This window comes from Actinomadura opuntiae (assembly GCF_030283205.1).
Taxonomy (GTDB): Bacteria; Actinomycetota; Actinomycetes; order Streptosporangiales; family Streptosporangiaceae; genus Spirillospora.
The window spans coordinates 161,137-175,127 of record NZ_JASNWF010000010.1 but is presented as its reverse complement, the minus strand read 5'-3'; the positions used below and the strand labels follow the sequence as shown (position 1 = coordinate 175,127).

Annotated in this window: 14 protein-coding genes; 10 read left to right on the top strand and 4 right to left on the bottom strand. The window is 74.0% G+C overall.

From position 1 onward, the window contains the following. The first annotated feature begins 56 nt into the window (after positions 1-56). The 3 genes from QP089_RS22940 to QP089_RS22930 are packed head-to-tail and all read left to right on the top strand — an operon-like array spanning position 57 to position 2,926. Positions 57-911 (top strand): ABC transporter ATP-binding protein, encoded by an 855-nt coding sequence (locus QP089_RS22940; protein ID WP_285913810.1) that lies wholly within the window; start codon positions 57-59, stop codon positions 909-911. Continuing rightward, positions 901-1,836 carry an ABC transporter permease gene (locus QP089_RS22935; protein WP_285913809.1) on the top strand — a complete coding sequence of 312 codons (936 nt, stop codon included), beginning with the start codon at positions 901-903 and terminating at the stop codon, positions 1,834-1,836. Before QP089_RS22940 ends, QP089_RS22935 begins: the two co-directional genes overlap by 11 nt. A 40-nt stretch (positions 1,837-1,876) precedes the next feature. After that, positions 1,877-2,926 (top strand): ABC transporter substrate-binding protein, encoded by a 1,050-nt coding sequence (locus QP089_RS22930; RefSeq protein ID WP_285913808.1) that lies wholly within the window; start codon positions 1,877-1,879, stop codon positions 2,924-2,926. A 125-nt stretch (positions 2,927-3,051) separates the two neighbouring features. Here QP089_RS22930 and QP089_RS22925 read toward each other — a convergent pair whose 3' ends face one another. Continuing rightward, a complete protein-coding gene (locus QP089_RS22925) occupies positions 3,052-3,537 on the bottom strand; it encodes a hypothetical protein (protein WP_285913807.1) in 486 nt (161 codons plus the stop codon). Between the two features lie 294 nt (positions 3,538-3,831). Here QP089_RS22925 and QP089_RS22920 point away from each other — a divergent pair, with 294 nt between their 5' ends. The 3 genes from QP089_RS22920 to QP089_RS22910 all read left to right on the top strand — a co-directional run bounded on the left by QP089_RS22920 (position 3,832) and on the right by QP089_RS22910 (position 7,392). Beyond that, positions 3,832-5,937, top strand: coding sequence for a DUF6077 domain-containing protein (locus QP089_RS22920; protein WP_285913806.1), 2,106 nt, complete (start codon positions 3,832-3,834; stop codon positions 5,935-5,937). 69 nt (positions 5,938-6,006) lie between these two features. After that, positions 6,007-6,753, top strand: a complete 747-nt coding sequence (locus QP089_RS22915; RefSeq protein ID WP_285913805.1) for a hypothetical protein — start codon at positions 6,007-6,009, stop codon at positions 6,751-6,753. Between the two features lie 6 nt (positions 6,754-6,759). Next, a complete protein-coding gene (locus QP089_RS22910; protein ID WP_285913804.1) occupies positions 6,760-7,392 on the top strand; it encodes a hypothetical protein in 633 nt (210 codons plus the stop codon). A gap of 24 nt (positions 7,393-7,416) precedes the next feature. Here the strand turns inward: QP089_RS22910 and QP089_RS22905 are convergent, their stop codons facing one another. Then, positions 7,417-8,841, bottom strand: coding sequence for an alpha/beta fold hydrolase (locus QP089_RS22905; RefSeq protein ID WP_285913803.1), 1,425 nt, complete (start codon positions 8,839-8,841; stop codon positions 7,417-7,419). 98 nt (positions 8,842-8,939) lie between these two features. On the opposite strand from QP089_RS22905, the gene QP089_RS22900 reads away from it, so the two are divergent. From QP089_RS22900 to QP089_RS22885, 4 genes are all read left to right on the top strand, one after another. Continuing rightward, positions 8,940-10,349, top strand: coding sequence for an aldehyde dehydrogenase family protein (locus tag QP089_RS22900; RefSeq protein ID WP_285913802.1), 1,410 nt, complete (start codon positions 8,940-8,942; stop codon positions 10,347-10,349). A gap of 192 nt (positions 10,350-10,541) precedes the next feature. Continuing rightward, on the top strand, positions 10,542-11,291 hold the full coding sequence (locus QP089_RS22895; protein ID WP_285913801.1) for a hypothetical protein: 750 nt from the start codon (positions 10,542-10,544) through the stop codon (positions 11,289-11,291). 57 nt (positions 11,292-11,348) lie between these two features. After that, a complete protein-coding gene (locus tag QP089_RS22890) occupies positions 11,349-12,203 on the top strand; it encodes a helix-turn-helix domain-containing protein (protein WP_285913800.1) in 855 nt (284 codons plus the stop codon). An 88-nt stretch (positions 12,204-12,291) separates the two neighbouring features. Then, positions 12,292-12,762, top strand: a complete 471-nt coding sequence (locus tag QP089_RS22885; RefSeq protein WP_285913799.1) for a YkvA family protein — start codon at positions 12,292-12,294, stop codon at positions 12,760-12,762. On the opposite strand, the gene QP089_RS22880 is transcribed toward QP089_RS22885, so the two are convergent. Then, positions 12,722-13,051, bottom strand: a complete 330-nt coding sequence (locus QP089_RS22880; RefSeq protein WP_285913798.1) for a DMT family transporter — start codon at positions 13,049-13,051, stop codon at positions 12,722-12,724. The two genes, QP089_RS22885 and QP089_RS22880, sit on opposite strands and share 41 nt — an antisense overlap. Positions 13,052-13,084: 33 nt before the next feature. Next, entirely contained in the window at positions 13,085-13,942 is an 858-nt protein-coding gene (locus tag QP089_RS22875) for an LLM class flavin-dependent oxidoreductase (RefSeq protein WP_285913797.1), read from the bottom strand. Positions 13,943-13,991 lie beyond the last annotated feature (49 nt).

Genomic DNA, 13,991 nt, shown 5'->3' with positions numbered 1-13,991 from the left:
GAGCACATCGCGAGCAAGGGTTCCGGTGGCGCGCGCCACCTCCCTACCGTGCCGCCATGCCCAAGCGAGGAACCACCCCACGAGACGCGGACGGCGGCGGCGCGCACGCCGGCGGCGCCGTCATCGAGCTGCGCGGCGCCACCAAGCGCTTCCGCTCGTCCGGCGGCGTGCACACCGCCGTCCGCGACCTGAACCTGACCGTGCGCGCCGGCGAGTTCGTCGCCGTGGTCGGGCCGACCGGCTGCGGGAAGTCGACCACCCTGTCGCTGGTGTCCGGCCTGGAGCCGGCGTCGCAGGGCCGGGCGCTGGTGCACGGCCGGCCGGTCGACGGCATCCCCGACGGGGTCGGCTACATGTTCCAGAACGACGCCGTGCTGCCGTGGCGGACCGTCCTGGACAACGTCGCAGCCGGCCCCCGCTACCGCGGCGCGTCCCGGCGCGAGGCCCGCGAGCGCGCCCGCGGCTGGGTCGAGCGGGTCGGCCTCGCCGGCTTCGAGGGCTACTACCCGCACCAGCTGTCCGGCGGGATGCGCAAGCGGGTCGCGCTCGCCCAGACGCTGGTGAACGAGCCGACGGTGCTGCTGATGGACGAGCCGTTCTCGGCGCTGGACGTGCAGACGCGCGGCCTCATGCAGGACGAGCTGCTGCGGCTGTGGTCGGGGTCGGGCGCGGCGGTCGTGTTCGTCACCCACGACCTGGAGGAGGCGATCGTCCTGGCCGACCGGGTCGTGGTGATGACGGCCGGGCCCGCGACGATCAAGGGCACGTTCGCGGTGCCGCTGGAGCGGCCGCGCGACGCCGAGGAGGTCAGGCTCACCGGGGAGTTCCTCGACATCTACCGGGAGGTCTGGGACTCGCTGCGCGAAGAGGTCCAGATCACCCGCCAGAGGGGGGCCGGCCATGCCGCGTGAACCGGAGACCGCGCCCGCCGCGCCGCCCGCGCAGGCGGACGGCACGGGCATGCCCGCAGGTGGGACCGCCCCGGCCGGCGCGCCGGGCGGGCGGGACGACACGGCCGCGATCGCGCGGATGCGGACGGCCGGGCTGCGCCGCCGGATCGGCGTCAACGCCGTCCGCGCCCTGCTGATCGCGGCGTGGCTCGGCTCCTGGGAGCTGGCGGCGCGCACCTGGATCGACCCGTTCTACTACTCCATGCCGTCGAGGATCTGGGACCGGCTGGTCGGCTGGTTCACCGACGGCACGTCGCAGGGCTCGATCTGGGAGCAGATCTCCTACACGCTGCAGGAGGCGGTGGCCGGGTTCGTGCTCGGCGCCGCCGGCGGCGTGGTGCTCGGCATCGTCCTCGGCCGCAGCCGCTACCTGTCGGACGTGTGCGCGCCGTTCATCAAGGCGGTGAACGCGATCCCGCGCATCATCCTGGCGTCGCTGTTCATCATCTGGTTCGGGCTCGGCATGGAGTCCAAGATCGCCACGGCGTTCGTGCTGGTGTTCTTCGCGGTGTTCTTCAACGCCTTCCAGGGCGCCCGCGAGGTCGACCGGAACCTGGTGAACAACGCGCGGATCCTCGGCGCCGGGCGGCTGCAGGTGCTGTGGACGATCGTGGTGCCGAGCGCCACCTCGTGGATCCTGGCGTCCCTGCACTCGGCGTTCGGGTTCGCGATCATCGGCGCGATCGTCGGCGAGTACACCGGCGCCGACAAGGGCCTCGGCCTGCTCATCAACCACTCCCAGGGCGTGTTCGACTCCGCCGGGATCTACGCCGGAATGATCATCATCACCGTGCTGGCCCTGCTCGCGGAGTGGCTGCTCACCCTGCTCGAGGGCCGGCTGCTGCGCTGGCGCCCGCCGGCCGCCGGCGCCGACGCGCAGATCTGACCGGGCCCTTCCCACCCCTCGCACGACCAGGAGAACCACCATGCGCACCACCACCCCGATGCGGGCGGCCGCCGCCGCGGCCGCCGCCCTCACCGCCCTGTCCCTGTCGGCCTGCCGCGACTCGCGCGGCGGCGGCGGCGGGACGGACGGCGGCACCGTCAAGATCATGGTCGGCGGGATCGACAAGGTCATCTACCTGCCGGCCAAGCTGACCGAGCAGCTCGGCTACTTCAAGGAGCAGGGCCTGAAGGTGCAGCTGCTCACCGAGCCCGCCGGGGCGCAGGCCGAGAACGTCCTCATCAGCGGGGGCGTCCAGGGCGTCGTCGGCTTCTACGACCACTCCATCCAGCTGCAGACCAAGGGCAAGTGCGTGCAGAGCGTCGTGCAGATGGCCGACGTCCCGGGCGAGGCCGAGATGGTCGCGACCGCCAAGGCCGGTTCGCTGACGTCCCCGGCCGGGTTCAAGGGCAAGAAGCTCGGCGTCACCAGCCCGGGCTCGTCCACCGACTTCCTCACCCGGGCGCTGGCCGTCCGGAACGGCGTCAAGACCTCCGACTACGCGACGGTGAAGGCGGGCGCGGGCCAGACGTTCATCTCCACCATGGACAACGGCGGCATCGACGCCGGCATGACGACCGACCCGACGATCGCCAAGCTCGTCGGCACCGGCAAGGCGAAGGTCATGGTCGAGATGCGCACCGAGGAGGGCACCCGCAGGGCGCTCGGCGGCCTCTACCCGTCCAGCTCCCTCTACATGGACTGCGCCTACGTGAAGTCGCACGGCGAGACCGTCCAGAAGCTCGCGAACGCCTTCGTCAAGACTCTCGGCTGGATCAAGCAGCACAAGCCGGCGGAGATCGCCGCGAAGATGCCGGCCGACTACTCGGGCGGCGACCCGAAGCTGTACGAGAAGGCGATCGGCGACTCGATCAGCATGTTCAACGGCGACGGCGTCATGAAGCCGGACGCGGCGCAGAACGCCCTGAAGGTGCTGGCGCAGTTCTCGCCCGAGGTGAGCGAGAAGAAGGACGAGATCGACCTGTCGAAGACCTACACCACCCAGTTCGTCACCAAGGCGAAGCAGTCCTGACACAGCAGTCCTGACACAGCAGGCCGCCCCCGGTGCGGGGGCGGAGAACGCGGGCCGGACCTTGCGCGGAGGTCCGGCCCGCTTGCTTGCGGCTCAGGGGCCGCCGCCGTTTCGCCGCGCTCCGGTCAGCTGCGCGGTCCGCGGCCGGCGGCGGAGTAGAAGTCCATGTCGGCGGCCTCGTCGTCGCGGCGGCCGGAGCCCCACCGGCGGGGCGCCCAGGTCGGGACCAGCAGCGCGAAGCCCATCATCGCGTAGACCCCCGAGCCGAGCAGCGTGCGCAGCCCGTCGTCCATGTCGCCCGACGGCGGCACCTTGGCGGGCAGGTCCAGGATCCGGCCGGGGTCGAGCAGGAAGGCGACCGAGAAGCCGAGCAGCGCCAGCGCGGGCACCAGCGAGACGAGCGGCGACGCCCAGCGCGCCACGATGATCACGCCCGTCACCAGGCCGACGGCGGCGAGCAGCGCGAAGGCGCCGTAGATCCGGGTGCGGTCGGTGATCTCCTGGCCGGTCCCGTCGAAGGACTGGTCGCCCTGCACGAACCCCCAGGCCGCGCCGTACGCCAGCGCCGGGGTGAGCAGGACGCCGAGGACGAAGCCGAACGCGTGGCGCACCGCGCATCACATCCCATCGAACGCGCGCCGTTCCGGTACCCGTCCATCACAACATGCGCACCGTGCACACCGCAGTAAATCCGGACTTATTACACCGCTTAGGTCGATGACGGGCACGGCGTCCAGCGGATTGTCAGCCGGCGTTCAGGAATCCCCCGCCGAACGCCAACCACCGCGTCCGCCCGGGCGTCCCAACCCTCAACAAGATCACGTGTGCGGTGGCGTGAACCCGTTCCGCCTCCACGGCGGACAGAACAGGAAAGGGCCGCTCGCCGGAACGCAGTCGGGGGACACATGATCAGATTGAGGGAGCCCGCCACCGGCGGGATCCGGGGCGGCGCGCCGAGAGCGGGCCGGACCGAACGCGCCGTGGACGCGGCGGTCGACGCCGCGGTCCTGCTGTTCGCGGTGTGGACGGTCGTCTACCACCTCGGCCTGCTGGTACGGCCGCCGACCTGGGTGCTGCTCGCCTGCTGGCTCGGCGCCGCCGCGGCGATCGCCGCGGTGTGCGCGTCCCGCGGGCTGCGGGACCGCGTCGCACCCGAGCCGCTGTGGCCGGAGCGGCCCGGGCCGGGGGTCTCCACCGTCCCGCGCGCGCTCGCCCTGACCGCCGTCGTGGCGGCGATCGCGGCGGGCACCAGCGCGGGCCTGCACACCTCCGGCGCACCGTGGTGGTGCGCCTGGGCGTTCGGGCTGGTCAGCGTAGCCGCGTCCGGTGCCTGCCTGCTGCGCCACCGCCCTCCCGCCACCGAACCCGCGCCCGGGGGCACCCGGACGGCCGAGGCCGCGGCGCCCGGAGCCGACCGTCCGGAGGAGAGGGATGTGCCCGCGGCGGCGAGCCGGTGGGGGACGCCGCTCGCGCTCGCCACCGCCGCCGGGTTCTCCGTCGCGTCGCTGTTCATCGTCAACTCCGACGGCGACGACGCCTACTTCGTCTCCCGGTCGGTCGCGACGGCCGCGATGGGCCGCATCCCGTTCAAGGACGTCATCTTCACCTCGGGCGACACCGGGCCGATCGCCGGTGAGCCGCCGGTCTCGTCGATCGAGGTGCTCGCCGGGAGCCTCGCGCGGGTCGCCGGGGTGCCGGCCGCCTCCTTCGTGTACTACCTGATGCTGCCCGCGGTCACCTTCCTCGCGGTGTGGGCGGTGTGGCGGCTGACCCGCGCGTGGGCGCCGCGCCGCGCCCTGCCGTGCTTCGCCATCGCCGCGGTGTACCTGCTGTGGTCCGGGCTCGGTCCCGCGTCGCTCGGGTCGTTCCACCTGCTGCGGATGTGGCAGGGGAAGGCCGTGATGGTGTCGGCGCTGATCCCGCTGCTGTACGTGCACCTGACACGATGGGCGGAGCGGCGCACCCGGCGGGACCTGGCGATGCTCGCCGCCTGCGGGGTCGCCGGCACCGGGCTCACCTCGTCGGCCGCGTTCGTCCTGCCCCTGGTCGTCGGCGCCGCCGCCGTCCCGCTGATCGCGTCGGGACGCGTCCGCGACGGCCTGGCCGCCTGCGCGGCGCTGGCCTACCCCGTCGGCGCGGGCCTCGCGGTGACGCTGCTGCACCGCGACACCACCGTCACCGGCTGGGTCGGGGCCGCCTCCGACGACTTCCGGTGGGTGCTGCTCCACGCCGCGCCGGGCGTCCTCGCGGGCTGCGCCCTGTGGCTGGCGCCCTGGACGGCGCGGCGCGGCGCCCCCGCGCTCATCGGCGCCGGCGTCGCCACCGTGGTCACGCTCCTCTTCCTGCCGGGCGTGCTGGACCTCGCGGCGCACGTGACGGGGGCCGGGCAGGTGCTCTGGCGGACGATGTGGGTCGTGCCCGCGCCCGTACTGATCGGGCTGCTCGCCGCGGTGCGCATCCCTCTCCCGGCAGGCGCGCGGCACCAGACGGCCGGCGCCCTCGCCGCCCTCGTGCCCGCCGCCGCGCTGGCGGTCACGCTCGTCGCGGGCGGGACGCCGGTGTGGTCGGCGTCCAACGGCTCGGTCGTCGCGTCGCGACCGTCCTGGAAACTTCCCCCCGCGCAGGTGGGGACGGCCCGCGCGGTGGTGAGGCTGGCGCCGCCCGGTGGCGTGGTGGTGATGCCGCAGGGCTACATGCGGGCGGTGCCGCTGCTCACGGCCCGCGTCCACGCGGCCAACCCCAACAGCCACTACCTCAGGAACCTGCCGGTGCCGGCCCGGTTCGTCGACGACCGGCGCGTGCTGACGGCGGCGGTGCGCAGGCCGGGCGGCCGCAAGCCCGCGCTCGCCGATCTGCAGGGCGCCCTGCGCCGGGCCGGCGTCGCCGTCGCCTGCGCGCGCCCGCACGACCGGTACGGGCTGGTGCTGCTGGAACAGGCGGGCTTCGGGGGGCGGCGAAAGGTCGGCGGCCTGATCTGCGTCTTCCCCCAACGACCAGGGCATACCCCTTAGGGCTGTTTCGACCGTGTCTGTCCGGGCATCGGCGCTCCATTCGATCCGACGCACGTTGGAGGACAGACAATGTCGACCGCCATCATGGTCGTCATCGCCGTGATCATCGTCGCCGCCGTCGCCGCGGTCGCGTTCCTGGCCTGGAAGCAGGCCCGGACCCGGCGACTGAAGCGGCGTTTCGGCCCCGAGTACGAGCGGGCCGTCCAGCAGCACGGCGGCCGCACCGCGGCCGAACGCGAGCTGCTCGGCCGCGAGCGGCGACACGAGGAGCTGGAGCTGCGCGATCTCGACCCCCGCCGCCGCGAGGAGTACCGCGAGCAGTGGGTGCGGGTCCAGGAGCGCTTCGTCGACGCCCCCGAGTCGGCCGTGGAGCAGGCCGACGGGCTGGTCACCGTGGTGATGGGAGAGCGCGGCTACCCCACGCACGGGTTCGAGGAGAAGGTCGCCCACCTGTCGGTGGAGCACGGCCGGACGCTCGACCACTACCGGCGCGCCCACGACATCAGCGGGCGCGCCGCCGGCAAGCAGGCCTCGACCGAGGACCTGCGGCAGGCCATGGTGCACTACCGGGCCCTGTTCGAGGAGCTGCTGTCGGTCCCGGCCCAGAGCACCGCCACCGAGGACGCCGGCAACGACGCGCCGCGCACCCCGGCCGAGCCCGAGCCGGAGGCCGCCGCGTCCGGGCGGCACGCCGGCACGGGTCCGGGCACCGAAGCGGGCGCCCGGGTGCCCGGCCCCCGCACGGGCGACCACGCCGCCGACCGCACGGGCGACCGCGCGGCCGAACGCGACGACGAGCAGACCCCGAGGAGCTGACCACCGATGCAGCACGAGCGACCGGAGCAGGCGGCCACCCCCGCCGGCCGCACGGCCGCGGACGAGCGGGCCCGCGCCGCCGGGACGTCCGATCCGAGCGTGGCCGGCGACACCCACGTCGCCGGCCCGCCGCCCACTCCCCCCGCGCCGGCCCCGGAGGCGGCCGAGGACACCTCCCCCGACGCGATCTCCGATCCGATCTCCGACCCGACCTCCGACCCGACCTCCGACCCGACCTCCGATGCGGGCCCCGACACGGGCCCCGCGACGGGGCTCGCCCCGGACGAGGTGGCCACCGGCTTCCCGAGCGCCGGCGCCGGCGGCGCGCGGCCCGGCCGGCACCCCACCGCCGCCGGCCTCGGCGGCGTCCCCGAGCGGCTGCTCGACCCGGCGGACGCCGAGCGGTTCCGGGAGCGCTGGCGGGACGTGCAGTCCGCCTTCGTCGACGACCCCGCCGAGTCGGTCCGCAAGGCCGACACGCTCGCGGCCGAGGTCGTCGACGCGCTGAGCGCCTCGGTCGCGGCGCACCGCCGCACCCTGTCGGAGGACATGGACAAGCACGATGATCCCGACACCGAGCGGCTCCGGCTCGCGCTGCGCGGGTACCGGGACCTGCTCGACCGGATCTTCTCTGCCTGACCCCGGCGGCGGCCGGGGCACCGGTCAGCCGTTGAGGAACCGGTAGACGGCCTCGCGGCCCTGCGTGCCGCGCTCGCGGTTCTGGATGGAGTGGGAGGCCCCCTTCACCACCACGAGCGCGCCGCGCGGGGCCCGGCCGAGTTCCTCGCGGGCCCATTCCAGCGGGGTGGACAGGTCGCGGTCGCCGTTGATCAGCAGGGTCGGGACGGCGGGAAGGCGGTCGTGGCGGGGTTCGGCGGTGTGCCGGGCCCAGGGCCAGTGCAGGCACTCCTGGACGAACCCGTTCCCGACGGCGGTGTCCGCGGTGAACGGCCAGGTCGCACGGGCCGGCAGGGTCCGGCGGACGCGTTCCAGCGCGGCCTGCCGGCCCGCGAGCGGCGCCTCGGAGGTGCCCCAGGGGAAGTGGCCGTCGCCGCAGACCGTGGCGATGTGGAGCCCGGAGCTGTAACCGGCGACCGGGTCGCCGCCAGAGTTCATCATCCGCAGCAGCGCGTCCAGCCGGGCCGGGTCGCCGTGCCTGGCCCGGTGGATGGCGGTGACGACGTCGCCCGACCCGTCCGGCAGGCCGCCGCCCGGGTTCGGGTTGCGGTAGGTGGGATCGAAGAACTCGTAGCTGACGAGCATGTCCAAGATGAGGACGTCGTCGGAGCGGTGCCGGGCGAGCCAGGCGAGGTCCTGCACGGGGTCGAATCCGCAGGCGGGCGCGGTCTTGCACGCTTCGCGCAGCACGCGCGCCGTCGCGCGCAGTTCGGTGAGGTAGAGCATGTCGTCGTGCTGCGGGTCGACGTGCGGCAGCACCGAGTCGAGCACGATCTTGTTCACGTTGTGCGGATGGGCGACGGCGTAGCTCGCCGCGGTCATGGTGCCGTAGGAGACGCCGTCGACGACCATCGTGCGGACGCCGAGGGCGCGGCGCAGCAGGTCCAGGTCGCCGACGGTCTGCTCGGTGGTGTAGTAGCTCCGCCGGTCGCCGAGGATCCGGGCGCACTCGTCCACCGCGTCCGGAGTCGGCGGCTCGATGTCGCTGCTGCCGACCTCGGCCTGCAACTTCGGGCAGTCGATGGCGCCGTACTCGCCGGTGCCCCGCTGGTCGATGGTCACGAACCGGTAGTTCTTGGCCAGTTCCGGAAGCCGCTCCTCGGCCATCCGGCGGATGAACGGGACGCCGGGCTGCCCGGGCCCGCCGGTGAGGAAGAGCAGCACGCCCTTGGGCGCCCCGGCGTTGTCGCCGGCGGCGACCTGGAGCTTCAGGGTGCCCTTGGTGGGGTCCCGGTGGTCGAGCGGGACGGTCAGCGTGGAGCAGGTATAACCCGGCTGGTCCGCACAGGGATGGGGGTCTCCCAGCCGGGGCGCTCTGCCGGGCGCGTGGGTGGCGGCGGCCGCCGGCGCCCCGCCGGTCGTGGCGAGGGCGAGCGCGAGGGCGAGCGCCGCGGTGAGACGTGATCGCATGAGCTGATCATCCGCCGCCGGCGCTCCTCGTCAAGAGGGTGCCCGAGGGTGAATACTGAACGTCATTCGGTTAGACGTCCCCCGAGCGGAGGAGCACGGTGTCCGAGAACTTCGCGATGACCATCGACGGCGCGGCGGTGGACGCGCCCGCCACCTTCGGAGTGATCGATCCGGCGACCGGCGAGGTCGCCGAGCAGGCGCCCGACGCCTCCCGCGAGCAGCTCGACGCGGCGATGGCCGCCGCGCAGGCCGCCTACCCGCGGTGGCGCCGCGACGAGGCCGCGCGCCGCAAGGCGCTGCTGGCCGCCGCCGACGTCATGTTCGCGAGGTCGGAGGAGATCGGCCGCATCCTGACCCTCGAGCAGGGCAAGCCGCTGGGCGACGCGACCATGGAGGTCGTCGGCGCCGGGGTCTGGCTGAAGTACTTCGCGGAGCTGGAGCTGCCCCGCGAGATCATCCAGGACGACGACAACGCCGTGGTCGAGGTCGTCCGCCGCCCGATGGGCGTCGTCGCCGCCATCACCCCGTGGAACTACCCGCTGCTGCTCGCGATCTGGAAGCTCGCGCCGGCGCTGCTGGCCGGCAACACGATGGTGCTCAAGCCGTCCCCGTTCACCCCGCTGTCCAGCCTGAAGCTCGGCGAGGTGCTGCGCGACGTGCTGCCGCCCGGCGTGCTCAACGTGGTCACCGGCGGCGACGAGCTGGGCGCCTGGATGACCGCGCACGACGTCCCGCGCAAGATCAGCTTCACCGGCAGCGTGGCCACCGGCAAGCGCGTCGCCGCGGCGGCGGCCCCCGACCTCAAGCGCGTCACGCTGGAGCTCGGCGGCAACGACCCGGCGATCCTGCTGGACGACGCCGACCCGGCGGCGGTCGCCGCGAAGGTGTTCGGCGGCGCCTTCCAGAACAACGGCCAGGTCTGCTCGGCGATCAAGCGGGTGTACGTGCCGGAGGCGCTGTACGGCGACGTCGTGGACGCGCTCGCCGAGCAGGCGCGGGCCGCCAGGGTCGGCAACGGCATGGAGGAGGGCGTCCAGTACGGGCCCATCAACAACCGGCCGCAGTTCGAGCGGGTCAGCGAGCTGGTCGCCGACGCCCTCGCGGGCGGCGCCCGCGCGGCCGCCGGCGGCAAGCCGATCGAGGGCCCCGGCTACTTCTTCGAGCCGACGATCCTCGCCGACGTCTCCGACGGGACCCGGATCGTCGACGAGGAGCAGTTCGGTCCCGCGCTGCCGGTCATCAAGTACACCGACCTGGACGACGCCCTCGCCCGCGCGAACGGCACCCACTTCGGGCTCTCGGGGTCGGTGTGGAGCGCCGACGCCGACCGCGCCGCGGAGGTCGCGGCGCAGCTGGAGTGCGGCACCGCCTGGGTGAACACCCACCTCGCGCTCGCGCCGCACCAGCCGTTCGGCGGCTTCAAGTGGAGCGGCGTCGGCGTCGAGAACGGCCCGTGGGGCCTGTACGGCTTCACCGAGATGCAGGTCATCCACCGCTCCAAGCACTGAGCGCCCGAAGGGGAGGGCCAGCGGGACGGAGCCGGCCCTCCCCTACCGCCTCCGCTTTCGAGCGACATGTGCGTTAAGTCACGACTTCGAGTCCGGAAAGTGACATCACCACTACTGGCGGTCCGCCGCCGGAATGGGACACTTTCTGGGCGGGGGCCGTGGGGACCGCACCGCCGACCGTGGAGGGGCCGGATGCAGACATGGGACGTCATGCGCCAGGACGACCTCGGCAACGAGTTCCATGTGGCCGCGCACGACTCGCGGGTCTCCGCGCTCGCGCAGGTCCTGGCGCTGGAGAGCGGCGTCCCGCACAAGCAGGCCTACTGGGTGCAGGGTCCGCCCGGCCCGGCCGTGCGGACCAACCGCGACCTGTACCTGATCTTCCTGCAGCTCGGGCAGGAGGCGCGGGCGGCGTCGTGGTCGCTGTCGGCGTTCCTGCGGGCGCTGTGGAAGGTGTCCGCTCCGCTGCGTGACCACGAGCGGCTCGCGCCCGACGACGTCGCGGCGATGTTCGCCGCCGCGTCCACCACCCCGCCCGCCGAGTTCGACCCGGCGTGGAGCGCCAAGGACCTGTCGCTGCCCGGCGACGAGCCGGACGGGTACGCCGACTGGGAGCGGGTCGTGCTGTCCCAGCTCGCCGACCTGGAGGAGTTCCTGGTCAGCCCGCCGGGCCCGCAGGCGCGGTTCGGCGTCGACGCGCCGCGCCCGCCCGGCTCGGGCGCCCGCGCCACCCCGGCCCGCTGGTACAACTTCGACCCGGCGACGTACCTGGAGTGCGCGGTCGCCGGCAGCCTCGGCGGCTGGGACGCGGCGGACGGCGCGCGGGTGCCGCTCCCCACCGCGGCCGGGCAGCCGCCGGCCCGCTCCTACGTCCGCGAGATCACCGAGATGACCTGGGGCGACCTGGCGCGGATCGCGGTGTGCGGGCAGATGTACGAGTGAGCCGTTCGCCCGCTCGAGGGCGGCGTTCTGTCGGCGGCCGGTGGTAGGACTGGGGGCATGGACGGCAGGCCTGTCCAGATCCGCGACCGCGGCGGCTGGCTGGAGGCGAGCGGGCGCCCGCACCGCGCGCTGCGCCCGTTCCTGCGCGCCTACCAGGGCTACTGGGAGCCGGAGGCCGTCCCGTCCCGGATGCGCACGCTCCCGACCCGCACTGTCGTCGTCATCGTGAACCTCGGCCCGCCGATGCGGCTGGAGGTGCCGGGCCCCGGCGCCGCCGCCGAGCTGGGGTCGTTCGCCGCCGGGATGTACGACGGGCACGGCGCCTACAGCACGCCGGGCGGGCAGCACGGCGTGCAGCTCGACCTCAGCCCGCTCGGCGCGTACACGCTCCTCGGCGTCCCGATGGCCCGGATCACCAACGCCGCCGTCGAGCTGGCCGACCTGCTCGGGCCGGAGGCGGCGGCGCTGGTGGAGCGGCTCTCCGCGACGCCGTCCTGGGCCCGCCGGTTCGACCTGCTGGACGCCTTCCTGCTGCGCCGCTTCGAGATCGGTCCCGAACCGGACCCGGAGGTGGCCCGGGCGTGGCGGCTGCTGCGCGGCAGCGACGGCGCCGTCGGCGTCGCCCGGCTCGCCGAGGACGTCGGCTGGAGCCGCCGGCACCTCACCCAGCGGTTCACCGAGCAGGCCGGGCTGCCGCCCAAGGTAATGGGCCGCGTCCTGCGCTTCCAGCGCGCCGTCGAGCTGCTGTCGCGCCACGGCCTCGTCCTGGCCGACGCCGCCGCGCTCAGCGGCTACTACGACCAGGCGCACCTGAACCGGGAGTTCCGGGCGCTGTCGGGGTGCACGCCGTCCGAACTGCTCGGCGGGCAACTGGAGCAGCAGCGCGTCACCACCGTGCCCGAGCCCGCCTGACCGCGGCCCTCCAGCGACGCCCGCCGACCGGGCGCATGGAACGGGCCTGAGCGGAAATACCGCAGACGATTCCCCCCGGAGGTGCACGATGGCCTGGCTCGGAGTGGTCCTGCTCGTCGCGGGCGGCGCCACCGTCCTCACCGCCGACGGACGCCTCGGCGGCGTCGACCTCACCCTCGCGGGCGCCGTCGCGCTCGCCGCCGGCGCATTCCTGCTGGTCGTGGCGATCCTGCGGCTGCGCCGCCGGCGCCGCCTCGGCCCGGTCGCCGCGGGACCGCAGGCGTACTACCGGACGTCCACCGGCAAGATCGTCGCGATGGTCGTGGCCGTGCTGTACATCGTGTCGCCCATCGATCTCATCCCGGACGTGTTCCTGCCGGTCGGCGTCGTGGACGACGCCACCGCGCTCACCTGGCTGCTGTTCGCGTTCGGCCAGGAGTACACCCGGCGCTCGCGCGCGCGGCGCGCCGTCGCCGCCGGCCCCACCGGCCACGCCGGCCCCGGGCGCGCGCCGGAGCCTAGCCCCGGCTCACTCCCCCGCCGAGGTTCATCACGATGACGCCCAGCACGATGATCACCGCGCCGGCGATCGTCAGCGGCCTGACCTGCTCGTCGAACAGCAGCACGCCGCCGGCGAACGCCCCGATGGTGCCGAGCGCGGACCAGATCGCGTAGACGGGCCCGACGTTCAGCGACGTGAGCGCCTTCGCCATGAACACGAACGAGATCAGGTACCCGGCGACCACCAGGACCGAAGGGCCGAGCCTGGTCATCCCCTCCGAGGCGCGCATCGCGAGCGTGGCGGTGACCTCGAAGGCGATGGCGAAGGCCAGCAGCACGTACGGCATCGCAGGAGTCTACGGGGCGCGTTCGCGGCCTCTTCAGGCGGCCTGCGCGGCGATCGCCTCGAAGACCTTCATGTCGGCGGCCCACGGCGTGCCCGGACGCGGCCAGTGCAGCGCGATCTCGGTGATGCCGAGTTCGGCGTACCGGCCGGCGAGGTCGGCGAAGGCCTCCGGCGAGGCGAGCCACGGCTCGTCGGTGAACCCGGTCAGCAGGACGCGGTCGGCCAGCTCGCGGCCCTCGGCCTCGCACGCCTTGCCGAGCGCTTCGAGGCGCTCGCGCACCACGTCCAGCGGCGCGCGGCCCTCGGCGCGGCCGCTGGTCACCCAGCCCGCCCCGTACCGGGCGGCCAGCCGCATGCCGCGCGGGCCGTTGCCGGCGATCACGAACGGGACGCGCGGCCGCTGCACGCAGCCGGGCTCGGAGACCACCTCGCGCGCGGTGTAGAACGCGCCCTCGGAGGTCGTCTCGGGGCCGCGCAGCACCTTGTCGAGCAGCTCGACCCATTCGGCGAACCGGTCCGCGCGCTCGCCGGACGTCCAGTCGCCGCCGAGGACGCCGGCGTCGGAGGTGCGGTTGGTGCCGCCGGAGCCGATCCCGATCGTGAGCCGCCCGCCGCTCACGTGGTCGATGGTCTTGATAGCGTGCGCGGTCGGCACCGGATGCCGGAAATTCGGCGAGGTCACCAGGGTGCCGAGCCGGACCCGGGAGGTGACCGCCGCCGCGGCGGCCATCGTGGTGTACGCGTCGTACCAGGGCGTCGTCCCGCGCCAGGCCAGATGGTCGTACACCCAGGCGTGGTGGAACCCCAGCTCGTCGGCGCGCCGCCACAGGCCCCCGGCCTCCGGCCACGACTGCATCGGCCACATCACCGTGCTGATCCGCGGTGCGGTCACTGCTCCCCCGTTCTCGTCCGGAACGCCCCGCCTCCCGGGGCACTCCCAT